Raw genomic sequence first — 25,923 nt, forward strand, 5'->3', positions numbered from 1 at the left:
GGAGCGTTTCGGCAGGTCGACGCACCTATGACGAGTTTCATGGCCGAGAAGGCCTTTGCGCGATGTGCGCCTCAGCGCCCGCGCCAGATGAGGAGCCATTCCTATGAGTGCTGATAGCCGTATCGAAGCCATCACCAAGCGGATCGTCGAGCGATCCAAGCCGACCCGTGAAGCCTATCTCGACCGGACCCGCCGGGCGATTTCGAAGGGCGTGCACCGCTCGACCCTGTCCTGTGGCAACCTTGCCCACGGCTTCGCCGTCTGTTCGCCCAGGGACAAGGATGCGCTCGCCGGTGACGTGGTGCCGAACCTCGGCATCATCACCGCCTATAATGACATGCTCTCGGCGCACCAGCCCTTCGAGACCTATCCGGCGATGATCCGCCAGGCCGCGTCCGAAGTGGGTGGCGTAGCGCAGGTCGCAGGCGGCGTTCCCGCCATGTGCGATGGCGTGACCCAGGGACAGCCCGGCATGGAGCTCTCGCTTTTTTCGCGCGATGCGATCGCGATGTCGGCAGCCATCGGCCTGTCGCACAACATGTTCGATAGCTCCGTCTATCTCGGCGTCTGTGACAAGATCGTGCCGGGGCTGATGATCGCGGCCCTCACCTTCGGCCACCTGCCCGCCGTCTTCATTCCTGCAGGGCCGATGACCACAGGGCTGCCGAATGACGAGAAGTCGCGGATCCGCCAGCTCTACGCAGAAGGCAAGGTCGGTCGCGCAGAACTGCTCGAAGCCGAGTCCAAGTCCTATCACGGGCCGGGCACCTGTACCTTCTATGGCACGGCCAATTCCAACCAGATGCTGATGGAGATCATGGGCTTCCACCTGCCCGGTGCCTCCTTCATCAATCCGGGCACCCCTCTGCGCGACGCATTGACGAAGGAAGCCACCAAACGTGCGCTTGCCATCACCGCCCTCGGCAACGAGTTCACGCCGGCCGGCGAGATGATCGACGAACGCTCGATCGTCAACGGCGTCGTCGGCCTGCATGCCACGGGCGGCTCGACAAACCACACGATCCATCTGATCGCCATGGCGCGCGCCGGCGGCATCAAGCTCACCTGGCAGGACATTTCGGAACTCTCCGACATCGTGCCGCTGCTCGCCCGCGTCTATCCGAACGGACTTGCCGACGTGAACCACTTCCACGCCGCCGGCGGCATGGGCTTCCTGATCAAGCAGTTGCTCAAGGCCGGTTACGTGCATGACGACGTGCGCACCGTTTATGGCCAGGGTCTCGCTTCCTATACGATCGATCCGAAGCTGGCCGACGACGGCACCGTGCATCGCGAACCCTCAGCAGAGGTCAGTGCCGATCCGAAGGTCCTGACCACCATCGACAAGCCGTTCCAGGCGAATGGCGGGTTGAAGATGCTGACCGGCAATCTCGGCAAGGCGGTCATCAAGATTTCTGCCGTCAAGCCGGAACGTCACGTCGTCGAGGCCCCGGCGATCGTCTTCAACGACCAGCAGGAATTGCAGGACGCCTTCAAGGCCGGCAAGCTGGAGCGCGACTTCATCGCCGTTGTTCGCTTCCAGGGCCCCAAGGCCAACGGCATGCCGGAACTGCATCGCCTGACCCCGCCACTGGGCGTTTTGCAGGATCGCGGCTTCAAGGTCGCTCTGGTGACGGACGGTCGCATGTCCGGCGCATCGGGCAAGATCCCGGCGGCGATCCATCTCACGCCAGAAGCCGTTGATGGCGGCCCGATCGCGAAGATCAAGAACGGCGACATTGTCCGTCTCGATGCCATAGCCGGAACACTGGAAGTTCTGGTCGATGCTGCCGAGTTCAACGCCAGGCCGCTTGCCACGACCAATCTCGACGACAACGAGTTCGGCATGGGCCGGGAACTTTTCGCCAGCTTCCGCCGCATTGCGGGTCCGGCAGATCAGGGCGCCAGCGTTCTCTTCTGACGTCTTCGTCGCTTCATGGCAAAAAGGGTCGCAGTCAAACGCGGCCCTTTTTCTTTGCGTTCCGACGGGTTCGGTCACGGGTCGGCGACATTGCCATCGACCGTTGACAGCATCGAATTGGCACTGCTGCTCAGCCCCCGGCGTCAGCCCGGCGGATGCCGGACCTTTCATTGTCAGGGACGCGGTGCCTTGGCGAAGCCCTTGCCGACGATCGGCCCCGTTGGTTTGCCCGTGGGCGAACCTCCGAACGGTTCCACCGTGATCTCATAAAGCTGCTCTTCCGCCGGCCGTGGCAGATCCGGACCTGACAGTGTCGCAGTCTCCCAGCCATCGAGCACTCCAAGCGAGACCGGGCCGGTGTCGGCCGATGGCAGCGTCCAGAGCTGCAGCGAGCGATCATCCGCCACCGCCAGATCAATGAGCGGGACCACCTTGGCCGTGTCGTTGCCGAAGTCCTCGATCATGACCACCGGCTCCCCCTCGGCATTCATCAGGATCGCGACGACCTGCGGCTCAAGCCGGGTCATGGTGGTGTAACCCAAGACCGCCACGAGCAGGACAGAGGCGGCCACGGCCGACATGGCGATGGCGCGCCAGCGGACCAGACGGTTGTCGTTTGCGGCAACTGGATGGGGGCCTGCAATTCCGGGCTTGCCCGCTGTCCCGAGCTTTGCCTCTATACGAGACCAGAGGTCTGCCGAGACCGTGGCTGTCGGACCGACCAGGTCGAGTTCGAGGAAGCGGTCGCGTGCTTCGCCAACCGCTCGTGCCAGAACAGGATCGCTCTCCAATTCGTTGTCCACGGTCCTGCGGTCGTGCTCGTCCATCAATCCGAGGACATAGGCATCAGCGCGTTCTGTCGGGGTGTGCCAGGTGCTCATGCCATGCACTCCCTGAGCGCCGAGAGCGAGCGTCTGATCCAGGCCTTGGCCGTGCCAAGCGGCAGCTTCAGGCGCCCAGCGATCTCGCCGTGGCTATAGCCGGAGACATAGGCCATCAGTACCGTTTTGCGGCGCAGGCCATCCAGTCGCCCCAGACAAGAGCGCAGGCGGCTTGCGGTATCCAACTGATCGAAGAGATCGGTATAAAGCGCATCCGCCCCCTCATCCTGAAGGCGCTCGATGCTCTCTGCATCCGCGAGATCCTCCCGTCCGCCGTTCCGCAGTGCGTTGAGCGAGCGCGAGCGGACAACGGCGAAAATCCAGCCACGCGCCGAACCCCGGGAGGGATCGTATTGCCAGGCCTTGTTCCAGATCTGCAGGAAGGCTTCCTGGACGATTTCTTCCGCCAGATCGTGCCGCCGAAGGATCCTTTCCGCAATGGTGACCATGCGGGCCGCTTCGCTGCGGTAGATCATGGCGAGGCCGGCGCGATCTCCCGCAGCACAGGCTCTCAGCGCCGCACCGAGCTCGTCTTCGTCATTCCCCATCCCGCATCCTTCCAATCTGCTCTGCGGAAAGTAGGCATTGCTGAAGATTTGGCAACCGGGCACAGGCGTTCCGGCTGACTGAACGGCTCTCGTCATCACCATTTCCATCATTGTCTCCTTCATCTTCCCGACACGCGAGACGGGGGCTCCGGATGCAGCCGAGAAAAAATTCTTCGAGTGCTGCATCCAATCGGCCGTCGCCGCGTGTCTAGGGTTCAGGAGGCACCAGAAGGGTGTCGCCGCACCATTCAGACGGGAGAAGTTTCCATGACCAGCATCCGTATCCTCAGCCTTGCTGCCGCAACCGCACTCACAGCCTTCGGCGCGCAGGCAGCCCAGGTCGTCGGCCTTGCGGGCGACAAGACGCTCGTGATGTTCGACACAGCCAATCCTGAGGTCTCCAAGAGCATGGACGTGACCGGCATTGATCGGCTCGTGGGCATCGACTACCGCCCAGCCAACAAGACCATCGTCGGCGTGACCGCCGACAATGCCATCGTCACCATCGATCCGGAAACGGGTGCCGCCACTGAACTCGCCAAGATGGACAAGCCGCTGACAATCGGCGATGCGCCTGTCATCGTGAACTTCAACCCGGCTGCCGACCGCATACGCTACATGACCGGAACGACCAATCACCGCGTCCATCCCGACACGGGTGCGGTCACAGTCGATGGCAGCCTCGCCTTCGAAGAGGGCGACATGCACAAGGGCGAAACACCGAATACGGTTGCTGCAGCCTATACCAACTCCCTCGGCACGCCTGAGAAGACCGCGATGTACAACATCGATGCCACGATCGGCGCCCTGATCCAGCAGACCAAGCCCAACGACGGCACGCTGAAGGCGATCGGCAAGCTGGGCATCGAAGGCAGCCCGCAGACCTACGCCTTCGACATTGAGGCCGGTGCCGACGGCATGAACACCGCATGGCTGGTGGCTGACAGCACGCTCTACACGGTCAATCTGGAAACGGGTGCGGCGACCAAGGCCGGCGACATCTCGGGTGCACCTTCCGTGATCAAGTCGATCACGGTTGTCCCGGCGATGTAAGCTTCTGAGGTCGACAGGCAAAGCTACAGCCTGCCGGCCAAGCAAGCGTCATCCCGAGATCGGGAGCGTCAAAATTGGGCCTCCGTGTCGATGACACGGAGGCCCTTTCTATTAAATCATCGCCATGTATTTCGGCAGATCCCGCATGCTCGGGACCACGATCAATGTCTGTACATGTCCGCGCTTATAGGCGTTCAGGAAGCGATTATAGTCTTCAAACACCACGCAGCCGGAACTGTCTCCGCGACGGCGGAGCAGATAGGTGTGGGTGAGGAAGCCATCGCGATTGTACATTTTCGCATCGCCGACCGGGTTCATGCGGATCGCCTCGATGCCATGGAAGCGTGCTTCGCGCATCCGCAGTTTGTAGACATTCGGCGGCGTTGGTCCGTAGTTCTTCACATGCACGAATTTTGGATTGTCGCGCATATGGCCGCGGCCGGAATGGGCCTTGAGCTTTTCGCCGTTCGGCATGTGCACGACCGAATCCTCGATCACATAGACGGCGATGCGGCTTCCGGGTCCGGGAAGGCTTTTCTTGCGGCTGAACAGGCCCCCTGCCCCGTCATCGGTGGTCACCGGATTGTCGGGCTTGGCATAGGCCAGCATGTTAAGCAGCGTCTTCTTCGGCTTATCCGGCGTGCGGGTAGCGGAAGGCGCCTCTGGGGCCGGCACGCGCTCGGCCTGCGGCTTTGCCTGTGGCTTGGCGCCGGGGACCGGACCGTCATCCGGAAGAGCGCCGTGATCCTCGACTGCCGGCTCGGAGAGAAGTTCCTCGAAGGGCTCCTCGCGTGGATCGGCGACGGCCATCATCTCCGGCGCGGATGGTACTGCGGCATAGCCGAGGGCGGCCGGCATCGCGGCGGACGCTTCCTGGGAGATCGAGGCCGTGACGACAGGGTCGACATCATCGACGCCGCTACGACGATCATGGGCAGCGGTTGCGAGTGCTGCCTGCTGTCGGCCCGCTTCAGCCTGCAAGAGGGCATCACGCAGAACCGCAAGCGCCTGAGGCCCCGTCACGCTCTCGACGCGGGCGAGAAGCAGCCGGTCCGACTTGTCGACTTCAGCAAGTCGCATGGCGGCCGGGAGCATGAGAAGGCCGAGATGGTCGGTTGCGGCGATCGCTTCGGCGAAACGATTGTGCATCTGTTCGAGAGCAACAAGGTTCGCTCCCTTCGTCTGTGCCGCCTGCGACGCCAGCGGCTTGACAAGGGCGAGATCCGGCTTCGGCAGGTTGTGGCCCGCCATGGTCGGAACGTCGATGGTAGAGGAGGAAAGGCCCTTGAAAACGGCAATACTTGCGGTGCCCCAGAAGAGGCAGGCAAGGCCGATGCCCAAGAGCGTCGGCATACTCGAGCCGCGCTTCTTTGCGCGCGACTTCGTCGTTTGAACGGCGACGCCATTGCCGCCGGTGACCTTAGGGGTCGAGGACGCCATGTTACTGAACTCGCTTACCAAAAACTCTGGGAGCCGGCGACATAGCAGCAGAAGCCGGCTTTACTGGGACAGGGTTGTGGCAATGCCGTCCTGTCGACTGTCCTAAAGAATGAAGAAGTTTGGTAACCAAGAGGTTTACGCCCGGCGCTTTATGTCACATTCCGAGCGCCCGCCGCAAAACAGTATCAAACGTGACGGGTTAATCCGCCGCCCGCCCTCAGGTTCTGGTCCGCGATAGAGGCCGGAACAGCGGATGCAAGAAGAGCGGCAGCGGCGGCGTTTTGCTCGCTGCTGTCTTGTCGCTTCATCGACACGCCCTCGCGGCGCTCATCGGCCGCCGGCCGGCTTGCCGATCAGTTCGAACAGGTCATTGTTCATCCAGCCTTCTGACAGGACAGGCTATTCCTCTGGCGGATGTGTCTGGAAGATCGACGGTCCTGAGCGGAATGACCAGTCAGAAATGCAGAAGGCCGGTGCAGCCTTCGCCACACCGGCCTTCTGGAGCTCATAGGCGCTGCTTACCAGCTGCGGACGTCGAGGACGCGATCCTTGTGCGCCGGATGGGTCGAGAACACGAAAATTCGGTCCAGTTCCTTCTGCGTCAGCAGCCGCAGGAAGCGGATCTCGGCCGTGTTGTTGGCAAAGCTCTTCATCAGCACCGCACCAACCTTGTTGATGCGGGCATCGGGGATGTCGAGATAGAATTGCTGGGGCAGGTTGACCTGAGTGACCAGCGCGACCACCGCTCCGCTCAGCGAAATGCGAATTATATCGCAGCGCCGCGCCGCCATGTGCGACATGCCGTTCTCGGTGTATTCGAGCCGCCCGGCATTCATCGTATCCTCCATGCGATACCGGTTTTCCCGGTCGTACATGAAGGATTCTTCCTTCTTCAGGAAATGAGATCCGCCACTCGCCGTCCTCATCGTTTCTGCCCTCGTCTTTTGTCCACTGTTATGGACAAAAGGCTAGCAGCCACAACTTAACAGTCGGTGTTGGCGCAGGGTGCAGATCTAGCCACAGAAAAGCCCTGCCATCGGTAAGGATAACAGGGCCTTAAAGTGTCACTTTGTGACGCTGTGGTCAACGACGATAGGTCTGGCCCGCAGCGTCGAAGAGATGAAGCTTGGTCTTGTCGGCGGAGAAGCGCAAAACGGCGCCCTTCTTCACATCGACTATGCCGGGGAGCTTGACGACGACCGGCTCTTCTTCCACCGGGCCCTGAACATAAAGGAGCGTCACTTCACCGAGTGCTTCGACGATATCGACCTTGCCCTCGAAGAGGTATTCACCGTCCGCCGCAATCGCCAGGTCTTCCGGACGGACGCCGAAGCTCGCAGCCTTGCCCTGTTCCGAGGCCGATGTCGCGACATCCACAGCCACTTCCGAACCGTCCTTGAGCGTGATCTTCGTTACATCTCCCGTTGTGGTCACGGTTGCCGGCATGATGTTCATCGCGGGTGATCCGATGAAGCGTGCGACGAAGAGGTTCTGCGGACGCTCATAGAGTTCGAGCGGAGGGCCTACCTGCTCGATATGCCCGGCCGAGAGCACGACGATCCGGTCCGCCAGCGTCATCGCCTCGACCTGGTCATGCGTGACATAGATCATGGTGGTATCCGCCATCTGCTCGTTGAGCTTGGCGATCTCGATGCGGGTCGCAACGCGAAGGGCGGCATCAAGGTTGGACAGTGGCTCGTCGAAGAGGAAGACCTTGGGATCACGGCAAATGGCGCGGCCAATGGCAACGCGCTGGCGCTGGCCACCCGAAAGGGCTTTCGGCAGGCGGTCCAGATAGGGTTCGAGCTGGAGGATCGCCGCAGCCGACGTGACGCGGCGATCGATCTCCTCCCGGCTTTCGCCGGCGATCCGCATGCCGAAGGCCATGTTGTCGTAGACCGTCATGTGCGGATAGAGCGCGTAGGACTGGAAGACCATGGCGATGCCGCGCTTCGAAGGCGGCACATCATTGATGAGCTGGCCGTCGATATACATCTCGCCGCTCGTGATGTCTTCAAGCCCCGCAATCATGCGCAACAGCGTTGACTTGCCGCAGCCCGACGGTCCGACAAAGACGATGAACTCGCCTTCCTTGATCTCCAGATCGATGCCATGCAGGACCTTGACCTGCCCATATGCCTTGCGGATGTCCTTGAGAACCAGACCCGTCATGCTTTCCTCCCCTGTCAGGCGTGACGCGCGAAATAGGCGCCCCAAGCCGGCAACTCTACATTGTTATCTTTGACTGTAGCGGCAAACCCATGGCCTTCGAGCGCAATCCACTCGCCGCTCGGCAAGGCGATCGCGGCCTCTTGCGCATTCATGTTGAAGATGCAGAGCAGCTTTTCATTGCCGAAGGCGCGGGTATAGGCCAGCTGGTCTTCGCCGGTCTCGTGGAACGAGATATCACCCTTGGCGAAAGCCGGATACTGGCGCCGGAAGGTCAGGAAGCGGCGATAGTGCTCGAGCACCGTGTCAGGCTTGCCGACCTGGGTATTGACCGCGCGCAGGACATGTTCGACCGGGATCGGCAGCCAGGTCTTCTGCGCCGTCGAGAAGCCCGCCTGCAGCGCGTGGTCGTCCCAGACCATGGGCGTGCGGCAGCCGTCGCGGCCCTTGAATTCCGGCCAGAACTGGATGCCGTAGGGATCCTGGAGATCTTCGTAGGCAATATCGGCTTCGGTCAGGCCGAGTTCCTCGCCCTGATAGATGCAGACCGAGCCTCGCTGGGTCAGCAGCACCGCCGAGATCATCCTGGCATAGGCTTCGCGGTCGAGGACGCTGGCGCCCCAACGCGATACGTGGCGAACGACGTCGTGGTTGGAAAAGGCCCAGCAGGCCCAGCCTTCGGGCGCTGCGGCCGCAAACGCGTTCTGGGTATTGCGCACGACTTCGGGCGTCAGAGGCTCCGGCGCCAGGAATTCAAAGGCGTAGCACATCTGCATCTTGTCGTCGCCGGATGTGTATTCGCCGACGATCTCGAGGCCGCGCTGGCTGTCTCCGACTTCGCCGACCGCAGCGATCGCCGGATACTCGTCGAGCAGAGCACGGAACCGCTTCAGGAAGGCGATGTTTTCCGGGCGGTTCTTGTCGTAGATGTGTTCCTGGAAGTTGTAGGGGTTGACGGCGGGTGCTGTCGAGGCATTGCGGCGCTCGGGTGCAAGCGCCGGGTTGTCCCGCAGCTCCTTGTCGTGGAAATAGAAGTTGATGGTGTCGAGACGGAAGCCATCGACGCCGCGGTCGAGCCAGAAACGGGTGGCGGCGAGCAGCGCGTCCTGCACTTCCGGATTGTGGAGGTTCATATCCGGCTGCGAGGTCAGGAAGTTGTGCAGGTAATACTGCATGCGGCTCGGATCCCACTGCCAGGCGGAACCACCGAAGATCGACAGCCAGTTGTTCGGTGGCGTGCCGTCCGGCTTGGAGTCCGCCCAGACATACCAGTCGGCCTTTTCGTTCACGCGGCTCGACCGGCTCTCGACGAACCAGGGATGCTGATCGGACGAATGCGACATGACGAGGTCGATCATCACCCGGATATTGAGGCGATGAGCCTCGGCGATCAGGCCGTCGAAGTCCGTCAGAGAGCCGAACATCGGATCGACATCGACATAGTTCGACACGTCGTAGCCGAAGTCCTTCATCGGGGAGGTGAAGAAGGGCGAAATCCAGATCGCGTCCGCACCAAGTTCGGCGATGTGCGACAGACGGGCGGTGATGCCCTTCAGGTCGCCGATGCCGTCGCCGTTGGAATCCTGGTAGGAGCGCGGATAGATCTGATAGATCACCGCGCCGCGCCACCAGTCCTTGTCGGGCGTCATGACGGGATTCGAAACTGCACTCATTTAGCTATTCCTGTTGGCTTGGTCTGTCGCCCCGGCCTCAGCCACCCTTGACCGAACCGGCAAGGAGGCCACGGACCAGGTAGCGTTGCATGAAGAAGAAGACGAGAAGCGGCACGGCAATCGATACGAAGGCCGCCGTGGCCAGAATCTCCCAGTTGCCGCCGCGCGTGCCCAGAAGCTCGACGATCTGGTTGGTCATGACCGTCGTCTCACCCGTCGCATCGATCAGGAAGACCTTGGCGACCAGCAAGTCGTTCCAGGTCCAGAGGAACTGGAAGATGGCAAAGGAAGCGAGGGCCGGGAAAGAGAGCGGCAGGATGATGCGGGTGAAGATCTGGAAGTCGGTCGCACCGTCGACCTTGGCGCATTCGATGATGTCGCGCGGGAGCCCGACCATGTAGTTGCGCAAGAGATAGATGGCGAGTGGAAGGCCAAAACCCGTATGGGCGAGCCATACGCCGAGGTAACCCTTGCCGATGCCGATCGAGAGATGCAGGCGCAGGAGCGGAATGAGCGCAAGCTGCAGCGGCACGACGAGAAGCGCGACGACGGCCGCGATCAGCAGTGCACGCCCCGGAAACTCCATCCAGGCCAGGGCATAAGCAGCGAATGCGGCGATGACGATCGGGATGACGGTCGCGGGGATGGTCACTGTCAACGTGTTGAAGAAGGCCTTCGCCATGGAGTCGGTGGTCGAAGCGGAAAACAGGACGGTCTGATAGTTGCCGAGCGTAAATTCCGGCGGCAGTTCTGCCGTCACGAAGATGCGCTCGCCGCGGCTGCCAGTCATCTCGGCATCGCTTTCCAGGCGGTAGTCACCATTCGCCTGCAGGGTCACACGACCATCGTCGCCCATGTCGGCGGTCGCACCGGGTTCGTACTCGCTGATGGCTCGAGAGGACGTACCCCAGGTGGAGATTTCCGCTTCGGCGGAGGCGCCGCCTTCACTCAGAACATTGCCCTCGATGATCCAGAGGTTCCCCTCCTGACGCTGGGTCGACGGATCCGCCGTTCTCAACACCAAGTTCTGCTCCTGCGAAAAGAGCGAGCTCCACCAGCCGCTGGTCGCGATCTGGTCCGCGGTCCGGAACGAGGAGATAAAGAGACCTGTGGTGGGGAGCAACCAGAGAACAACGAGCACGGCCACCGAAAGGTGGACGGCCCAGACGAGACTGGATTTTTTGCCTGCGACTTTAGCCATGATCCCGCCTCCCCTCAGCGCATTTCTTTTCGAGCGTTGTAGACATTCCAGACCAGGATCGGCAGCACCAGCAGCATGATGACCATGGCGCTGGCCGAGCCGACGCCCCAGTCATTGGCGCGGAACAGCTTGTCGAACATGTAGTTGGCCAGCACCTGCGTTTCCCACTGACCGTTGGTCATGGCAAAGACTATGTCGAAGACCTTGAGGACCACGAGAGTGATGGTCGTCCAGACGACAACGACGGTGCCCATGATCTGGGGGATCTTGATCTTGAAGAAGATCTCGAAGTCGTTGGCCCCGTCGATGACCGCTGCCTCGATCGTTTCCTCCGGGATGCCGCGCAGGGCCGCCGAGAGGATGACCATGGCAAAACCGGTCTGGATCCAGATCAGCACCACCATCAGGAAGAAGTTGTTCCAGAAGGAGATGGTGAGCCAGGTCTGGGGCTGCCCATAGGGATAGTCGAATGTCAGGACGGAATAGATGGAGACCAGAGCCTTGTAGCCGAGCCAGGCCGCTGCAAGCGTCACGATGATACGGACGACCACGCCGAAGGCAGAACTGCCGCCCCGACGGCCGACGCCGCCGGCCAGGGGTCGCAGGAGCTGGTAGACACCGTAGATGATGAAGGCCATGAAGCCTGCCAAAAGCAGCGCCGGCACGATCCGCAAGACGATGATGGCGCCGATGCCGCCGTCGAAGGAAAGCCAGAGGGCATTCAGGATGCCGATCTGCTCTTCACCGGCGGGGCGCGTATCGTAGACGAGCTTGAAAATAACGGATGCACCGACGAAGGAAATCGCCATCGGCATGAAGATCAGCGACTTGGCAATGTTGCCCCATGAAATGCGGTCGGTGAGTTGGGCTGCAAGAAGACCGAAAGCTGTCGACACCGCCGGCACAACGGTCAGCCAGAGAAGATTGTTGCTGATCGCTTCCCAGAATTTCGGTTCGCCCATCATGCGTTGATAATTGTCGAGGCCGACAAAGGCGCCGCCGAGGTTGCGGTCCGTGACGGACAGCCACATCGTGGCGACAACCGGATAAGCGAGATAGAGGCCAAGAGCGAAGACCGCAGGAAACAGGAACAACCAGGGTCGAACCATATTGGCGCGGTTGATGTTGCGCCCGGCATGCTCACCCTTTGCGGGGAACAGCACCCTGTCGACGAACATGTTCGACAGATAGAAATACCCGATACAACCACCGACGCCGATGACGATCGTGATCAGAGCCTGCAACGCCGGATTCATGATGACCTCCCCCTCCGCATGCCTTCTGATTGTTTTTGCGAACGCCCGGGCCACAGTGGCCCGGACGCTCGGTATGCGGTTCTGCTCTGCGGCAGATTACTTGATGCCGTCCCAGGACGCCTGGATCGACTTTGCTACATCTTCGGCCGACTTGCCACCGACAAAGTCCACCATGCCGGTCCAGAAGCTGCCGGCACCGACAGCGCCCGGCATCAGGTCAGAACCGTCGAAGCGGAAGGTTGTTGCCTGCAGCAGGATGTCGTTCATCTTGCGCACGGTCGGATCGGTGAAGACTTCCGTGTTGACGCCCTTGTGGGGGGTCAGGAAGCCCTTCTGCGCCATCCAGACTTCATGGGCGATCGGCGACTTGAGGAATTCGACGAAGGCGCGGGCAGCCTTGCTGTCCTTGGTGATCGTGAAGGTGGTACCGGCACCGAGAACCGGGCTGCCGAGATCCTTTCCGGCATAGGCGGGGAAGTAGAAGAAGTCCGCGTCTTCACCCACGGACGTGCCTTCGGGGAAGAACGACGGGATGAACGATGCCTGATGGTGCAGGTAGCACTGCGGCGGCGATGCGAAGAGGCCCTTCGGGCTGTCACGGAAGTCGGTCGACGCGACCGCACCGGCACCACCGACGACGAACTTGTCGTTGTTGGCGAACCAGCCGAACTCGTTAATGGCGTTGACGACGATCGGATCGTCGAACTTCAACTCGTTCGATACCCACTTGTCATAGTCTTCCGGCGACGCGGTGCGCAGCATCATGTCCTCGACCCAGTCGGTCGCGGGCCAGCCGGTGGCAGCACCCGAGCCGAGACCGATGCACCAAGGCGTACCGCCATCGGCGGCAATCTTCTCGGTCAGAGCCTTGAGCTCTTCCATCGTCTTGGGCACTTCATAGCCGGCGTCTTCGAAGTTTTCCGGCGAATACCAGACGAGCGACTTTACATCGGTCTTGTAGGGGAAGCCGTAGAAGGCCTTGTTGCCATCCTTGCCGGCATAGGTGCCGAGATCGACCCAGGACTGACCGGCAGAGTAGTTGTCCTTCAGCCAGGACGCGTTTTCAGCGCCGAGGTCGGTCAGGAAGCCGCGCTTTGCCATGTCGGATGCGAGGCCAGGCTGCGGGAAGATTGCGATATTCGGGGCGGAGCCAGCTTCAAGGTCGACGACGATCTGCTGTTCGAAGCTGTCGGAGCCGGTGTAGCGAACATCAGCGCCGGTTGCGGCAGCAAAGTAGGCCAGCACGCTTTCGACGAGCACCTGGTCAGGGCCGAGCCAGGGGCCAAAGATGGTGATCTGCTCGCCATCGAGCTGTATCTTCTTCAATTCCTCGAAGCTCGCCCAATTGAACTTCGCATCTTCGCCCGGAGCAAACTTGAGTTCCTGCGCGGCAGCTGTGCCGGCCACGAGCGCGGCAGCCGCCACGGTCATCAAAAACATCTTCTTCATGTGATTTACCTCCCATCACATCGGACGGCCAATCGTCCCTGATCAGCGCATGATCCTCAAAGCGCTTTGGCCCCTATTTCATCACATTGGGTTCTATCGGGAGTCAAGGGGCTTTTGGGGAGTTGCCGCAATTAGACGCACAAGGCCGCCCGCTCTGAGGCAAATGCCTCATCGGCGTTCAGATTTCGCTTGTCGCAAGGCCAGCCTCTGCGCCATATTCGAAGCGCTTTGGTCGAAGACGGAGGAGGTTTTCGCCCGGGTGAGGAGAGGAAATCCGCAGTGAATCTGAAAGAACTGTCCCAGATGCTCGGGCTGTCGCAGACGACGATCAGCCGCGCACTCAACGGCTATCCCGAGGTCAACGAGGACACACGGCAACGGGTATTGAAGGCAGCGAAGGAAACCGGCTATCGGCCGAACCGCGCCGCCCAAAGGCTCGCGACCGGCAAGGCCGGATCCATCGGACTGATCATGCCGATTTCCCCCGACCACAGCTCAGACATGCATTTTGCCGAATTCCAGAGCGGTCTCGCCGAGGCTTCGATCGAACATGACTTCCATTTCGTCATCATGCCGTCGCGGGCCGAAGACGAGGAGCAGGCCATCCGCTGGCTGGTGGCGAGCGGCAGTGTCGATGGTTATTATCTCGCCTATATCCGGGAGAGGGATCCCCGGATCGCCATGGCCAAGTCGCTCTCCCTGCCCTTCATCGTGCATGGCCGCTCCTTTGGGCTCGACCTCGACTATCCCTTCCTGGACGTCGACAATGAAGGCGCCTTCTACGATGCCACGCGCTTTCTCCTGCAGCTCGGCCACACGCGGGTGGCACTGCTGAACGGTCAGGCAGATCTCGATTTTGCCTGTCGGCGCCGGCACGGGGCAGAGAAGGCACTCGCCGAAAGGGGGCTGATCCTCGATCCGCGCCATACGCGACACAGTTTCATGAGCGACGAGCAAGGCTATCGCGGCATGAAGGAGATCCTGGCCGGCCCGGCCCGGCCGACCGCAGTTCTGTGTGCCAGTACCGTGCTGGCGCTCGGCGCCGTCAGGGCGATGAACGAGTTGGGGCTGAAGCTTGGCACCGACATCTCGCTGATCGCACATGACGACGAATTGCCACTGCTGAAGCCGGAAAATTTCTCGACCCCGCTGACGACGACCCGCTCATCGCTGCGTGCAGCGGGGCTGCGGGTGGGCGAACGCCTTATCGCGATGATCCAGCAGAGCGAACCCGCGCCCCCCGCACAGGAGTTATGGAAGGTGGAACTGGTGGTGCGGGCTTCGACCGGGCCAGTGCCTGCCTGACCGGTTCCGCGTCAGACGCTCTATCAGAAGCTGGGCGCTGCGACACCGGCCCGACGATGCGCGGCGATCACGGTGTTGGCCATCAGCATGGCGATGGTCATTGGGCCGACGCCACCTGGAACCGGCGAGATCGCCTTGGCGACCGGTTTGCACTCGGCAAAAGCGACGTCGCCGACCAGCTTGAACTTGCCCTCGCCCTTTTCGGGAGCCGCCACCCGGTTGATGCCGACATCGATGACGGTGGCGCCAGGCTTCAGCCAATCGGCCTTCACCATTTCGGCACGGCCGACGGCTGCGACCAGGATGTCGGCTTGGCGGGCGAGTTCGGGCAGATCCCGGCTTCGCGAGTGGCCGATGGTGACAGTCGCATTGGCATTGAGCAGAAGCTGCGCCATCGGCTTGCCGAAGAGGTTGGAGCGACCGATGACCAGCGCATTCAGGCCCGACAGATCCTTGCCATGGATCTGGCGCACCAGGATCATGGCACCGGCTGGAGTGCAGGAAAGAAGACCGGTCTTCAGGTCGCCGGTCGCGAGCTTGCCGGCATTGACGATGTGCAGACCATCGACATCCTTTTCCGGTAAAATCGACTGGATGACCTGTTCGCTATCCAAATGTTTGGGAAGCGGCAATTGCACCAGGATGCCATCGATCTCGGCATCGGCGTTGAGCGACGCGACCAGTGCCATCAGGTCTTGCTGCGCCGTATCTTCGGGAAGCGTGTGCTGGATCGAATTGAAGCCGCACTGCTTTGCCATTCGACTTTTCGCGCCGACATAGGCGTGGCTTGCCGGATCATTGCCGACAATGACGACCGCGAGACCGGGCTTGCGGTGACCGGAGGTCTCCAGCCCGCTTGCCGCTGAGGTTACCGCTTCGATCACCGAAGCGGCGGCTGCCTTTCCATCGATTACCGTGGTCACTGTGCTCAAATCCCCGTCTTCAACTGGCAGCAAGCTAGCGCCAACGCAGGGGCACCATTTGCCTGTCCCCGTCCTATGCTGTCAAATTGCGGCATATTGCAAGGCAGGACCTGCCGGTTTTGGTCAGCCGAGCGGTGCCGGCGGCTGGCGCAGCCTGTGGCTCAGGACATGACCGAGGAAGACGGGAATACCGAGGATGTAGCGCCGCCAGAGGCGGTTGGGTTCAAGCCACAGACGGTAAAGCCATTCCAAGCGCAGGTGGCGGACCCAGCCCGGGGCCCGCGTCACCCGGCCGGAAACGAAATCGAGCAAGGCGCCGACGCTGATCACGACACGCGCATGGTCTGCGGTGAGATGTCTGTCGACCCATTTTTCCTGCAAGGGTGTTCCCATGGCAACCAGCAGCAGGTCGATGCGGGCCATCTCGATGCGCTTCAGGATCAGCGCCGGATCGGCGCGGTCGAAGTAGCCGTCCGAAATCTCGATGAACTCGTGCCACGGCGTATGCTTGCGGAAATTGACCGCAGCGGCCTGCAGCACCTGCGACGTCGCGCCAAGCAAACCGATACGCAGCGGTTTTGCGATGAAGGTCAGGGATGCCGGAACGAAATCGGTGCCGTTGAGATTGGCCCTGAAGCGACCGCCATGGATGAAGTGCGCAGCAATATCCACGCCGATGCCATCGGGCAGAACAAGGCAACGCCCCAGAACCTCGCGATATTCAGGGTCCCGCACCATGACATTGGCATTGTTCGCATTGAGGAATGCGATGTGCGTGAACCCCTGCTGCGAGGTCAGCTTCTGCTCGATAAGTGCCAGGGCCTGATTCCAGCCGAGATCGTGCACCGGCATGCCGAGAACCGGCAGAACGGGAACCACCGGTTCATCGGCGGCGAGCAAGGTTTCCGCCGATTGTTTATAGGCTGACGATGAAGAAGCTGGCATGACATGTCCCGAGGATCGATCCACCGGACACTAGCGATCAGAACTGAAATCCAAGTGAAGAACGACAGCGAATTTGTCGGCTTCGCGTCAGTCCAATGTTAACCACCACGACCAGCTGGCTGGCCCTGATCAGAACCGTCAGTGGCCGGAAGATGCCGGCTGCTCGTCAAGCTTTTCGCCCTCGACCACGGTCGTCGTCTCCATCGGCCTGGAGCCACCGTCTGCCGACTTGCGGGCCGCTTCCTTGGAGACGTAATCGAGCTGCTCGATGAGGACCTGATCGACCATGCCTTCGCCGAGGCGTGCATTCATCTCCGTCTTGATCTTCTCGCGGAAGTCGTTGACGTCGAAGCTCGAGACATTGCCGATGTCGACCATCTTGTTGCCGACGAGCAATGTGAACAGCTGGTCGGTCATCAGTTCGGTCGTGGGCAAGGTTTGTCCTTTGACCTTTTCCTTGTCCATCATGAAGGAAATGCGGGTGAGGAAGTAGCCGGTGACATCACCGCCCCCGATGACGGGGATGGTGATCGGCTCGCCCCGGATCAATTCCAGCGCCGCCTTCTTGGCGTCTTCCTCGCTCGGGCCGGCCGGGGCTGTCGCCAGGTAGATCGAGCCATAGACGGCTCCCAGCGTGACGATGCAGACCCAAAGGCCGATTCCGAGTATCTTGCCCATCAGAACTCGCTGAACTGGAACTGTTCCTGAGAATAGGTGCCGTCACCATCGGCATCGCGAACCGCATTCTTCAAGAGATCGGCGACGGCGCGAACTGCCGAAAGATGGGCCTCGACACGACGGGCGTTGAGTGCGAGCTTTTCCTTGAGGACATGGAGCTGCTCGACGTAGTTGACGGCGAATTCGCGCGGATCCGTATCACGGAAGAGCATGGTGAGCTCATAGAGGCACCGGCTCTTGTGCGCGTTCGAGACCTTGAAATCGAATTCCGGATCCTTGCCAATCCGCTCGTTCTCATTGTCGATGATGCGCTCCAGGCGGCTCAGCACCGTCTTCACGCGGTATTCGCTCGAAACAACTTCCATGAAATCCTGCCCTGTCTTTCGAAATTCGATCAGTTTTTGGTGTCAGCGCCGGCACCCAGGGTGCGACGCTCGAGATCCGTTACCCAGCTCATGGCCAGCCCGCGGTCCGTTTCATCGGTCGCGGCGTTGACGCCCTCCTGTCCGCGCACGCGCTGGAGTGCCTCGTCATACATCTGCTGTGCGATGCCGACGCCGCCGGCATTGGCGATGGTCGAGCCCAGCTGCTCGGCCATCATGCTCTTCCACATCTCGCCGGAATTGCCCTTGCCGTAGACTTCCTCACTCTCGTCCGGAAGCATGCTCTGGACGAAGTTGGTCAGATAGACGGCTTCGAAATCGCGATAGATCTTCGGTGGCTTGCCGACGTCTTCCGTCTTCTCGGCCATTGCCTCGGTCCGCGCTGCATTGGTGGTCCGGTTCAGGATATCGACGGTAGCGCCAAAGCCCGCGCCCTTCTCGGCGAGACTGGTCGCCATGAAGTTTGCACGGTTGGTCTTCAACTGTTCCTGGGCGGCTGCGACTTGCGCCGGGTCAGCGGCGCGGACCACGTCCAGCACCAGATCGCTCGGAGGAGATATGGCCAAGGTGATATCCTCGTTTTCGGTTCGAGGCGACTATCACTCCTGAAGCTTGCTGGAGGCTGGTGTGGCAAATTGCAGATCGATCAGGTCGTAGATCGCGTCATCGTCCCGCTGCCGTTCCTCGTGATCGCGCGCATCCTTCATGTTTTCCTCGAGACGGTCGCCCTTGGCGCGCTCGCGCATGAGCTTCATTTCCTGAACCTGCTGGAGACCGTGCAACTGCTTGTCCGTGTTGGACAAGCGATCGAAGCGATCGGCATAATTCTGCGCGAAGAGCCTGTGCAGCGGCTCAAGAGAGCCGATCGCGTCCATCACGGTGTCCATCGACCGCGCATTTTCCTCGATGCGCTGGGCGGTGATGCCGAGATCACTTTCTGCCATGCGCTCCATATGCCGCTGCACTGCCACGAGGCGCTTCAGCTTGTCGGATTTCTTGTTCGGTCCCAAGGCGCCCTCCTCAGAAGTTGAAGATCATCGGGAAATTCTGGGCAAACTGCATGACCATGGCCGCGATGGTGAAATAGACCAGCAGGAGACCACCCAGGAGAAGGTAGGGCGTGGAGATGTAGAAGACCGGCACTTGCGGCGCGAGCTTGTTCACCAGACCAACGGCGACGTTGAACATCAGTCCGAAGATCATGAAGGGGCTCGCCAGTCGCAGCATCAGCATGAAGGTCTGGGACAGGGTGTCGGTCAGCGTGATCAGCATCTTCTGGCTGTCCGGCATGCCGCCCAGAGGCATCACTGTGTAGGAATCGACCAGTGCCCGGAACACGACATGATGGAAATCCATCATGAAGAGCAGCAGCAGACCGCCGAAGGAAATGAGGTTGGTCATCTGGTTCTCGGACGTGTCTTCGAGAATATCGGTGGCGCCAGGCGTGTTGAGGCCGATCGCCATGGACACGACAGAGCCCGTGAACTGCAACCCGAGCACGTAGAGGCGCGGGACCAGACCATACATCATGCCGATCAGAATTTCGGCGACGATGACGCCGACGAGTGTGGCTCCGCCGACGGAGACACGCGGGTAAAGCGCGTCGAACAGCAATGGCGTCATTGCCATGGAGACCGCGAATGCCAGGAAGAACCGCACCGTCATTGAGATGCGGGCTGAAGAGAAGCCCGGCAGGGTCATGATGCAGGAGCCGATGCGACAGAAGATCGCAAACAGCACCAGCACAGTCCCCTGCGGGTCAGAAATCATGAAATGGAGCCCAAAATCTTGATCTCGATGCCCTTGGCCAGTTCCACATGGGAGAGAACAGGCAGCGTGGCAAAGAGTCGTTCGATGATCATGCGGACATAGGACCGCGTTTCGGGCGATGTGACAAGAACGAAGGGCAGGCCGCGGTCCATGAATTCACGGATAACCTGACTCGCCTGTTCGGAAAACTCTTCGAGGCTGCGCGGATCGATGTCGAATTCGACGATTTCGCCCTTGGCATCGCGCTTCAGCGCCTGGTGGAAGACGAGGTCCCACTTCGAGCCCAGGCGGAGGACACGCAGGACGCCGTTGTCGGTCAGGTCGCCGCAAAGCTGCTGGGCCATGCGGACGCGCACGTGCTCGACGATCTGCTCGGTCTTGCGAACATGCGGCGCAAGTTCGGCGACGGCTTCGAGAATGAGGTGCAGGTTGCGGATCGACACACGTTCGGCCAAGAGCAGCTTCAGGACTGCCTGCAGGCCCGAGTAAGACATGTGCGACGAGCAGATTTCGTCCGCCAGCTTCTTGTATTCGGGATCGAGGCGATCGATCAGCACCTTGACGTCCTTGTAGGACAGAAGCTGCGGCAGGTTGTTCCGGATGACTTCCGAGACATGGGTCAACACGACCGAAACATTGTCGATGGGATGGAAGCCTTCGCGCTTCAATTCCTCGGTGAAGGTCTCCAGCACCGAAACTGCCGGCATGCCGAAGGCGGGTTCGCGGATCTCGTCACCGGGAACCTTCGGTTTGCGGCCGGAGCCGGTGACAACGAGGACTTCGCCGACACGCAGGTTGTTCGAGGCGACCGTCGTGCCATGAATGCGGATCTGGTAGGCCTTCTCCGGTATGGCGATATCGTCGGTGACCTTGATCTCGGGCACCACGAAGCCGTACTGGCTGGCGAACTTCTTGCGCATCTTGCCGACGCGGAAGGCGAGCTCCTGGTGGGCGCCGAGGAGACGCGTCGAGACGAGCTTGCCAAGTGCGAGTTCGATTTCCGAGGTCTTCAGGACCGACTTGACCGAGTCCTTTTCGGCTTCCTTGCTCTGGATGACCTTCTTTTCCTCGTCCTCGCGCTTCAGCTTGCTCTCGGCCTCGAGCTGGCGCGGAATGAACCAGGCGCCGAAAGCCATGATACCACCAAGCAAGGTGAACGGGATCAGAGGCAGGCCCGGCACAATCGCGAGCGCACCCATGAGAGCAGCCGCGACGAACAATGCGCGCGGGTAGCCGCTCAGCTGATTGACGACGGCCTGGTCGGTCGAGCCCGGCGTGCCGCCGCGTGAGACCAGAAGACCGGCAGCGAGCGAAACGATCAGTGCCGGGACCTGGGAGACGATACCATCGCCGACGGAGAGCTTGACGAAGACATCGGCTGCTTCGCCAAGTTCCATGCCGTGGCGGAAGTAGCCGATGATGATGCCGCCAGCGACGTTGATGGCGGTGATGATAAGGCCGGCAATCGCATCGCCGCGGACGAATTTCGAAGCACCATCCATGGCACCGAAGAAGGAGCTTTCCTGCTCCAGTTCGCGACGTCTGTGCTGTGCTTCCTTCTCGTCGATGATGCCTGCGGACAGGTCGGCGTCGATCGACATCTGCTTGCCGGGGATGGCGTCGAGGGTGAAGCGGGCGCCGACTTCGGCGATACGCGTCGCACCCTTGGTGATGACGATGAAATTGACCGTGATCAGGATCAGGAAGACGATCAGACCGATGACGAAATCGCCACCCATGACGAGCGTGGAGAAGCCTGCGATGACGCCGCCAGCAGCCCCATGCCCCTCGTGACCGTGGGTCAGGATCACGCGCGTCGTCGCAATGTTCAGCGACAGGCGGATCATGGTGGCAATCAGCAGGATGGTCGGGAAGGACGAGAAGTCGAGCGGTCGCTGGATCCAGAGCGACACCATCAGGATGAGGACGGACAAGGCGATCGAGAATGCGAGTCCGACATCGATCAGGAATGGTGGAATCGGCAGGAAGAGAATGCACAGGATCATCACGATCCCGAACGCGAATCCGATGTCACGCCCGCTGGGGCTCACCTTCGGGATTACGAGTGCAGGTGGTTGCGCCATGTCCATTCCATCTCTTCATGAGAAGTCATCCGGAAGATCATACTTCCGGCAGTCTGCTTCCGAGAGATAGCGGTCGAAGCTTGCGCGAGGGTGTCAGACCGGTCAGCGCTAGAAGCCGGACTGTATTCGCGAAAAGACGAGGGTCGTGAAGAGATTGATCTGCGCACCGACAAAGGGAGCGGATATGCCGATGGTGATCATGATCGCGAGGATCTTCGGCACGAAGGTCAAGGTCATTTCCTGGACCTGGGTCAGCGCCTGGATCAGGGCGATCGTCACGCCGACGATCATGCCGGCGGCAACGGCCGGCCCCGAGGCGATGATGATCGTCCAGATTGCTGCCTGCAAGATGTCGAGAGCGTCTGCCTCATTCATGAGACGATATCCTTTCGGAGCGGCGAATCATACCCTCCACTCCGAAAGGCCTAGCATATCAGGAGTCGGTCGTCGTGGTGCTTGCTGTGCCGACGCGAACTCCAACCACAATCGGGATTTCCTTGCCGTCGGTTGTCGTCGCGACCATCGTGTCCGTATAGACGCGCACAGAGGCCACGACGCCCGTGGTCTTTTCATCGGCACTGGTGATCGTCTTGCCGATGTAGGAGGAGGCATTCGTCAGGGCGTTACCGGTGATGAGAGTCTCGAGGTTCGAGTTCATCTGGATCGACTGCTCGACCTGCGAGAAGGTCGCCAGCTGCGCAATCTGCTCGCTGGCATCCATCGGATCGGTCGGGTCCTGGTTCTTCATCTGCGCGATCAGAAGCTTCAGGAAGCTATCGTAATCGATCGATGCCTTCTCGGCAGCCTTGCTCGCCGTGCTGCTGCTGGCCGACGAAGTCGTCGTGGCCGCAGTGGTGGCGGCTACACTGTCTACCGCCATGGTGCGATCTCCTTACGGATCTGCTCGATCGTTGCCGGCGCCATTTCCTGATTGTTCAGGATACGGTCTTCAATCGGATAAAGCTGGCGGATCGCTTTCAGCGCGTCGAATGCTCGGCCTGACGACACCATGCCGTCGATGCGCTTCAGTTCAGCGAGAATTTCTTCGTTCTCGAAGCACGACAGCAGCATGATCACCGACTTGCGGAACATCGCGAGCGACTGGTCCTTGCCTTCCGGATTGATCAGCATCATCTGGGCGATGAAGTAGAGCTGACGCAGGGGCGTGGTCGCCTGTTCCGGCTGCAGAACGTGGTTCTCGAGCAGGAAGGTCACATCGTTCAGGAACTCGAGGGCAACCTTGCGGTCGACGCGCAGAACCGCTCCGTTGATAAAAATACGTTCGCCCGACTTGAGCGAGATGCGCAAAGTGCTCTTCATTTAAGTCCATCCCTGATGATGGTTGTCACGTCGATGATGCCCTGGAAGTTTTCCGACTCGCGCTTGCGGATCCGGTCACACTCTTTCAAAATCCAGATGGCGATGGAAATCAGGTTGGCGCGGACTTCCTCGCCCAACTGGTTTTCGGGGTTTTGCAGATCTTCGATCAGCCGGACCCAGACCCGGCGAGTATAGAACAGAGCCTCGATCGCCTCGCGGGAATAACCCTTCTTCTCCCGTGCGGCGCTCAGAAGCTGGATGCAACGGTCAAGGGCCTGCCGTTCACGCTCCTTGGCGTCGGCGACGCCATCTTCCATAATTTCGGCATATGAGAACTGGTACATTCAGTTGCCCTTCAGTTTCATTTCACCCTTTGCTCATCAAAGGTAGTTGACAAGGCTCAAGCCCTGGATCCTCGCGGTCAGGGTGTAAGATGCTTCCACCATGGAAAGCAGAGAGTTAACGCGAGTCGAGGCTTCGTACGCATCTACTTCAATCTTGCTCGACAGGCTGGTCTCAATGATATCGACCTGGATCCTCAGCGAGGCATCTGCCTTCTCGACGCGGTTTTCCGATAGACCGAGTTCAGAGCGGGTAGCGTTGATGCCCGAAATCGCGCGACCGGTGTAATCAATGGCCTTGTTGATCGCGACGGAGACTGCATTGGCGGGAGCGCCAATCGTCATCAGTTCCTTTGTCACGATGGCTGCGAGCGCGAAGTAACGAAACCCGTTTTCATTGGCCGACGTCGAGGTCTGGACCGTCTCCGACTGGGAGATCCTGCTTGTCATCGCCTGGTCTGTGGCGTTCGACCAATCCGTATTCCAATCGGCTCCGGTGTACATTGGCTCAAGTACGGAGCCGATGAAATCTTCCATGCTCGGGGCCGCGCCGCTGGCGGCGATCGTTGCCGTGCCAACCGTATCTGTCGGCGGAAAGCCGAAGTAGGTGGTAAAGGCGGCATCGAAGGCGATCTTTGCAGGAGATGTGTCGGTGTATTCCTGGATCGGCTTGACGTCGGTATTGATGCCGGAAAACAGGAATTCGCCATTGGCGGCCTGATTGGCCATGCTGGTCATCGTCGACAGTGAGTTCGACACGGTCATGACCGTCGTGTTGATCGTGTCGCTGTTGGACGATCCGGAGATCGTGATCAACGCGTTGTTCATCTCTTCCGCAGCGGTCGCCATCTGCTTCAGCGCTTCCTGAGAGGCCGAAAGCCGCTGGGTCGCGATCGAATTGTTGTTGATCATCGAGGTCAGCCGCAGGCTCTCGCGATTGAGGTCGACGACCGTCGATGTCTTGCTGCCCAGCTCCGCGCCGATATCGGCGTAAAAACCGGTGCTGACTTCCTGCTGCGCCTTCAGAAGTTCATTCTGCGCCTGCCTGATCGTCAGGCGCATGGATGTCTGGGTCGAGAGATTGGATACGCTGGCCGTCGACATCAGGGATTACCCCGCCATTTCGAGAACGGCCTTGAGCATCTCGTCGACAGTGGAGACGAGCTTGGCCGCGGCCTTGTAGGACTGCTCTACATCGAGCAGCAGCGAGAGTTCTTCGTCGAGGCTGACGGCCGTCTTCGAAGAGTAGGTCTGGAAGGTCCGCTCATAAAGCGCCTGCTTGTTTTCGTTGGCCGTCGTGGCATTCGATCGCAGCTCTTCGAGCCAGCCGATCGAGTTGCTGGCAAAGGACAGGACGCTTGCGTCGGTCTTCAGGTCCGCATCGGCGGAGAAGCTGCGGTTGGCCGCCAGCTCGTCCACATAGGCGTTGATGAGGTCGGTGTAACCGGACGAGCCATCCACGTTCTGGACATAGGTGGCCCCGTTGATGCCACCGTCGCGGATCAGCATCGGATCACCGCCGGCATCGGAGCGTACCGCCGTATTGACGCGAATGAGGGCGGCGAGACCAGGCTCGACCGTGCCCGTTGCCGGGATCGTGCCACCCGGCCAGGTGAACAGGCCGGGCAGTTCACCACCGCCACCAATATCGGTTTCCTGGAAGGCTTCGATCAGGCCACGCGCAATTTCATCAAGCTGGGTCTGGAACGTGGGAGCAATCACATCGCGGATCTGGACCAGCGAGGCCAGCGACCCCTGGCCATCCGTGTTTCCGCCGACACCCGCCCGCACTGCCGTACCGTCGATGTAGATCGCATTGCCGGTGACGGTGGAATCGTAGGTATAGGTGCGCACGAAGCTGACTTCGCGCGGATCGGTTTCGAACAGCGTCGTGCCATCATAGGTGTAGAGGACCATGTCGCTGTTGTCGCGCATGTTCACGGAGACACCGACGATCGCGGAGATCTCCTTGAGGAGCGTGTCACGCCGATCGAGATAGTCGTCGGCATTGCCGCCGGTGGCTGTTTGCCTGACGACCGTGTCGTTGACGATCTTGAACTCGGCGAGCAGCTTGTTCAGCGTATCCACCTGCTCGAACATCTGCGCATCCGTGTCTTCACGGAGCTCCTGCGTCGTGGTGGTTGCGTTGTTGAGCGAGTTCACCACATCGATCGCGTCCGTCACGACCGTCGAGGCAAGTGCGTATTCGCCCGGCGATGCAGCAAAGGACTGAAGGCTACTCTGAAGGTTGGCGAGATAGGCCGACGGCGACAGTTCGTAGTCATTGCCGCCGAGCGCATCGGAAAGCGTGGTCAGTCCGTCGAGCAGCGTCGACTGCGCACTTTGCTGCGCAGTCGAGGATGACATCTGCCGCAACAGGGCCATCTGCTGCGACCGCTCGTTCTGTACACTCGAGAAACCGTAAACGGTCTGCACCACCACTGCATCACGGCGAACATAGTTTTCGTTGCCGGTGTTGGCGATGTTCGTCGAAATCACGGAGGTCTGCTGAGCCGTATTCCGGAAAATCGAGTTGGCCGTATTGAGCGACGATGCAAGCGACATAGGACTAACCCACTCTTT

Annotated in this window: 26 protein-coding genes; 3 read left to right on the plus strand and 23 right to left on the minus strand. The window is 60.5% G+C overall.

The window, feature by feature from the left end:
- The first annotated feature begins 103 nt into the window (after positions 1–103).
- Complete coding sequence (edd, locus tag LJE98_RS01970) at positions 104–1,921, plus strand: phosphogluconate dehydratase (protein ID WP_229573046.1); 1,818 nt, start codon at positions 104–106, stop codon at positions 1,919–1,921.
- A gap of 173 nt (positions 1,922–2,094) precedes the next feature.
- Here the strand turns inward: edd and LJE98_RS01975 are convergent, their stop codons facing one another.
- Complete coding sequence (locus LJE98_RS01975) at positions 2,095–2,802, minus strand: anti-sigma factor (protein WP_229573047.1); 708 nt, start codon at positions 2,800–2,802, stop codon at positions 2,095–2,097.
- Complete coding sequence (locus LJE98_RS01980) at positions 2,799–3,350, minus strand: sigma-70 family RNA polymerase sigma factor (protein ID WP_229573048.1); 552 nt, start codon at positions 3,348–3,350, stop codon at positions 2,799–2,801. Before LJE98_RS01980 ends, LJE98_RS01975 begins: the two co-directional genes overlap by 4 nt.
- A gap of 267 nt (positions 3,351–3,617) precedes the next feature.
- Between LJE98_RS01980 and LJE98_RS01985 the strand changes: the two genes are divergently transcribed.
- Entirely contained in the window at positions 3,618–4,403 is a 786-nt protein-coding gene (locus LJE98_RS01985) for a DUF4394 domain-containing protein (protein WP_229573049.1), read from the plus strand.
- A gap of 111 nt (positions 4,404–4,514) precedes the next feature.
- On the opposite strand, the gene LJE98_RS01990 is transcribed toward LJE98_RS01985, so the two are convergent.
- From LJE98_RS01990 to LJE98_RS02020, 7 genes are all read right to left on the minus strand, one after another.
- The gene (locus LJE98_RS01990; RefSeq protein ID WP_229573050.1) at positions 4,515–5,843 is read right to left on the minus strand and encodes a DUF2778 domain-containing protein; all 1,329 of its coding nucleotides are present in this window, start codon (positions 5,841–5,843) and stop codon (positions 4,515–4,517) included.
- Between the two features lie 518 nt (positions 5,844–6,361).
- Entirely contained in the window at positions 6,362–6,769 is a 408-nt protein-coding gene (locus LJE98_RS01995) for a hypothetical protein (RefSeq protein WP_229573051.1), read from the minus strand.
- Positions 6,770–6,926: 157 nt separating this feature from the next.
- Positions 6,927–8,015: an ABC transporter ATP-binding protein gene (locus tag LJE98_RS02000; protein WP_229573052.1), complete on the minus strand. Its 1,089-nt coding sequence runs from the start codon at positions 8,013–8,015 to the stop codon at positions 6,927–6,929.
- 14 nt (positions 8,016–8,029) lie between these two features.
- On the minus strand, positions 8,030–9,685 hold the full coding sequence (locus tag LJE98_RS02005) for an alpha-glucosidase family protein (RefSeq protein ID WP_229573053.1): 1,656 nt from the start codon (positions 9,683–9,685) through the stop codon (positions 8,030–8,032).
- Between the two features lie 37 nt (positions 9,686–9,722).
- Positions 9,723–10,886, minus strand: a complete 1,164-nt coding sequence (locus LJE98_RS02010; RefSeq protein WP_229573054.1) for a carbohydrate ABC transporter permease — start codon at positions 10,884–10,886, stop codon at positions 9,723–9,725.
- A 14-nt stretch (positions 10,887–10,900) separates the two neighbouring features.
- A complete protein-coding gene (locus LJE98_RS02015; protein ID WP_229573055.1) occupies positions 10,901–12,142 on the minus strand; it encodes a carbohydrate ABC transporter permease in 1,242 nt (413 codons plus the stop codon).
- Positions 12,143–12,238: 96 nt separating this feature from the next.
- Positions 12,239–13,591 carry an ABC transporter substrate-binding protein gene (locus LJE98_RS02020; protein WP_229573056.1) on the minus strand — a complete coding sequence of 451 codons (1,353 nt, stop codon included), beginning with the start codon at positions 13,589–13,591 and terminating at the stop codon, positions 12,239–12,241.
- 279 nt (positions 13,592–13,870) lie between these two features.
- On the opposite strand from LJE98_RS02020, the gene LJE98_RS02025 reads away from it, so the two are divergent.
- A complete protein-coding gene (locus LJE98_RS02025) occupies positions 13,871–14,896 on the plus strand; it encodes a LacI family DNA-binding transcriptional regulator (RefSeq protein WP_229573057.1) in 1,026 nt (341 codons plus the stop codon).
- Positions 14,897–14,919: 23 nt separating this feature from the next.
- On the opposite strand, the gene folD is transcribed toward LJE98_RS02025, so the two are convergent.
- The 14 genes from folD to flgK all read right to left on the minus strand — a co-directional run bounded on the left by folD (position 14,920) and on the right by flgK (position 25,905).
- On the minus strand, positions 14,920–15,819 hold the full coding sequence (gene folD / locus LJE98_RS02030) for a bifunctional methylenetetrahydrofolate dehydrogenase/methenyltetrahydrofolate cyclohydrolase FolD (protein ID WP_229573058.1): 900 nt from the start codon (positions 15,817–15,819) through the stop codon (positions 14,920–14,922).
- Between the two features lie 123 nt (positions 15,820–15,942).
- Positions 15,943–16,764, minus strand: a complete 822-nt coding sequence (locus tag LJE98_RS02035) for a WecB/TagA/CpsF family glycosyltransferase (RefSeq protein ID WP_229573059.1) — start codon at positions 16,762–16,764, stop codon at positions 15,943–15,945.
- Between the two features lie 138 nt (positions 16,765–16,902).
- Positions 16,903–17,442: a flagellar basal body-associated FliL family protein gene (locus LJE98_RS02040; RefSeq protein ID WP_229573060.1), complete on the minus strand. Its 540-nt coding sequence runs from the start codon at positions 17,440–17,442 to the stop codon at positions 16,903–16,905.
- Positions 17,442–17,807 carry a hypothetical protein gene (locus LJE98_RS02045; RefSeq protein ID WP_112240379.1) on the minus strand — a complete coding sequence of 122 codons (366 nt, stop codon included), beginning with the start codon at positions 17,805–17,807 and terminating at the stop codon, positions 17,442–17,444. The genes LJE98_RS02040 and LJE98_RS02045 overlap by 1 nt, the downstream gene beginning before the upstream one ends.
- Positions 17,808–17,836: 29 nt before the next feature.
- Entirely contained in the window at positions 17,837–18,391 is a 555-nt protein-coding gene (locus LJE98_RS02050) for a rod-binding protein (RefSeq protein WP_229573061.1), read from the minus strand.
- Positions 18,392–18,424: 33 nt separating this feature from the next.
- On the minus strand, positions 18,425–18,778 hold the full coding sequence (locus LJE98_RS02055) for a hypothetical protein (protein WP_370660373.1): 354 nt from the start codon (positions 18,776–18,778) through the stop codon (positions 18,425–18,427).
- 67 nt (positions 18,779–18,845) lie between these two features.
- Positions 18,846–19,595, minus strand: coding sequence for a flagellar biosynthetic protein FliR (gene fliR / locus LJE98_RS02060; protein ID WP_229573063.1), 750 nt, complete (start codon positions 19,593–19,595; stop codon positions 18,846–18,848).
- Positions 19,592–21,679, minus strand: coding sequence for a flagellar biosynthesis protein FlhA (gene flhA / locus LJE98_RS02065; RefSeq protein ID WP_229573064.1), 2,088 nt, complete (start codon positions 21,677–21,679; stop codon positions 19,592–19,594). Before flhA ends, fliR begins: the two co-directional genes overlap by 4 nt.
- A gap of 108 nt (positions 21,680–21,787) precedes the next feature.
- Positions 21,788–22,054 carry a flagellar biosynthetic protein FliQ gene (locus LJE98_RS02070; RefSeq protein WP_229573065.1) on the minus strand — a complete coding sequence of 89 codons (267 nt, stop codon included), beginning with the start codon at positions 22,052–22,054 and terminating at the stop codon, positions 21,788–21,790.
- Between the two features lie 58 nt (positions 22,055–22,112).
- Complete coding sequence (flgD, locus tag LJE98_RS02075) at positions 22,113–22,559, minus strand: flagellar hook assembly protein FlgD (RefSeq protein ID WP_229573066.1); 447 nt, start codon at positions 22,557–22,559, stop codon at positions 22,113–22,115.
- Positions 22,550–22,999: a flagellar biosynthesis repressor FlbT gene (gene flbT / locus LJE98_RS02080; protein ID WP_006726382.1), complete on the minus strand. Its 450-nt coding sequence runs from the start codon at positions 22,997–22,999 to the stop codon at positions 22,550–22,552. Before flbT ends, flgD begins: the two co-directional genes overlap by 10 nt.
- On the minus strand, positions 22,996–23,343 hold the full coding sequence (gene flaF, locus LJE98_RS02085; RefSeq protein ID WP_229573067.1) for a flagellar biosynthesis regulator FlaF: 348 nt from the start codon (positions 23,341–23,343) through the stop codon (positions 22,996–22,998). Before flaF ends, flbT begins: the two co-directional genes overlap by 4 nt.
- A 36-nt stretch (positions 23,344–23,379) precedes the next feature.
- Entirely contained in the window at positions 23,380–24,444 is a 1,065-nt protein-coding gene (locus LJE98_RS02090) for a flagellar hook-associated family protein (RefSeq protein WP_229573068.1), read from the minus strand.
- A 6-nt stretch (positions 24,445–24,450) separates the two neighbouring features.
- Positions 24,451–25,905, minus strand: a complete 1,455-nt coding sequence (flgK, locus tag LJE98_RS02095) for a flagellar hook-associated protein FlgK (protein ID WP_229573069.1) — start codon at positions 25,903–25,905, stop codon at positions 24,451–24,453.
- Between the last annotated feature and the right edge of the window lie 18 nt (positions 25,906–25,923).

It is taken from the genome of Rhizobium sp. 'Codium 1' (assembly GCF_020889605.1).
Lineage (GTDB): Bacteria > Pseudomonadota > Alphaproteobacteria > Rhizobiales > Rhizobiaceae > Allorhizobium > Allorhizobium algae.

Excerpts from the sequence above, each read along its gene's own strand:
- LJE98_RS02000 (WP_229573052.1), bottom strand. The coding sequence starts at position 8,015 with ATGACGGGTCTGGTTCTCAAGGACATCCGCAAGGCATATGGGCAGGTC.
- LJE98_RS02040 (WP_229573060.1), bottom strand. The coding sequence starts at position 17,442 with ATGGGCAAGATACTCGGAATCGGCCTTTGGGTCTGCATCGTCACGCTG.
- LJE98_RS01980 (WP_229573048.1), bottom strand. The coding sequence starts at position 3,350 with ATGGGGAATGACGAAGACGAGCTCGGTGCGGCGCTGAGAGCCTGTGCT.
- LJE98_RS02090 (WP_229573068.1), bottom strand. The coding sequence starts at position 24,444 with ATGTCGACGGCCAGCGTATCCAATCTCTCGACCCAGACATCCATGCGC.
- LJE98_RS02015 (WP_229573055.1), bottom strand. The coding sequence starts at position 12,142 with ATGAATCCGGCGTTGCAGGCTCTGATCACGATCGTCATCGGCGTCGGT.
- flgK (WP_229573069.1), bottom strand. The coding sequence starts at position 25,905 with ATGTCGCTTGCATCGTCGCTCAATACGGCCAACTCGATTTTCCGGAAT.
- LJE98_RS01985 (WP_229573049.1), top strand. The coding sequence starts at position 3,618 with ATGACCAGCATCCGTATCCTCAGCCTTGCTGCCGCAACCGCACTCACA.
- LJE98_RS01995 (WP_229573051.1), bottom strand. The coding sequence starts at position 6,769 with ATGAGGACGGCGAGTGGCGGATCTCATTTCCTGAAGAAGGAAGAATCC.
- LJE98_RS02055 (WP_370660373.1), bottom strand. The coding sequence starts at position 18,778 with ATGGAGCGCATGGCAGAAAGTGATCTCGGCATCACCGCCCAGCGCATC.
- LJE98_RS01990 (WP_229573050.1), bottom strand. The coding sequence starts at position 5,843 with ATGGCGTCCTCGACCCCTAAGGTCACCGGCGGCAATGGCGTCGCCGTT.
- LJE98_RS02070 (WP_229573065.1), bottom strand. The coding sequence starts at position 22,054 with ATGAATGAGGCAGACGCTCTCGACATCTTGCAGGCAGCAATCTGGACG.
- fliR (WP_229573063.1), bottom strand. The coding sequence starts at position 19,595 with ATGATTTCTGACCCGCAGGGGACTGTGCTGGTGCTGTTTGCGATCTTC.
- LJE98_RS02020 (WP_229573056.1), bottom strand. The coding sequence starts at position 13,591 with ATGAAGAAGATGTTTTTGATGACCGTGGCGGCTGCCGCGCTCGTGGCC.
- LJE98_RS02005 (WP_229573053.1), bottom strand. The coding sequence starts at position 9,685 with ATGAGTGCAGTTTCGAATCCCGTCATGACGCCCGACAAGGACTGGTGG.
- flgD (WP_229573066.1), bottom strand. The coding sequence starts at position 22,559 with ATGGCGGTAGACAGTGTAGCCGCCACCACTGCGGCCACGACGACTTCG.
- LJE98_RS01975 (WP_229573047.1), bottom strand. The coding sequence starts at position 2,802 with ATGAGCACCTGGCACACCCCGACAGAACGCGCTGATGCCTATGTCCTC.
- flaF (WP_229573067.1), bottom strand. The coding sequence starts at position 23,343 with ATGTACCAGTTCTCATATGCCGAAATTATGGAAGATGGCGTCGCCGAC.
- flbT (WP_006726382.1), bottom strand. The coding sequence starts at position 22,999 with ATGAAGAGCACTTTGCGCATCTCGCTCAAGTCGGGCGAACGTATTTTT.
- flhA (WP_229573064.1), bottom strand. The coding sequence starts at position 21,679 with ATGGCGCAACCACCTGCACTCGTAATCCCGAAGGTGAGCCCCAGCGGG.
- edd (WP_229573046.1), top strand. The coding sequence starts at position 104 with ATGAGTGCTGATAGCCGTATCGAAGCCATCACCAAGCGGATCGTCGAG.
- LJE98_RS02035 (WP_229573059.1), bottom strand. The coding sequence starts at position 16,764 with ATGCCAGCTTCTTCATCGTCAGCCTATAAACAATCGGCGGAAACCTTG.
- LJE98_RS02010 (WP_229573054.1), bottom strand. The coding sequence starts at position 10,886 with ATGGCTAAAGTCGCAGGCAAAAAATCCAGTCTCGTCTGGGCCGTCCAC.
- LJE98_RS02045 (WP_112240379.1), bottom strand. The coding sequence starts at position 17,807 with ATGGAAGTTGTTTCGAGCGAATACCGCGTGAAGACGGTGCTGAGCCGC.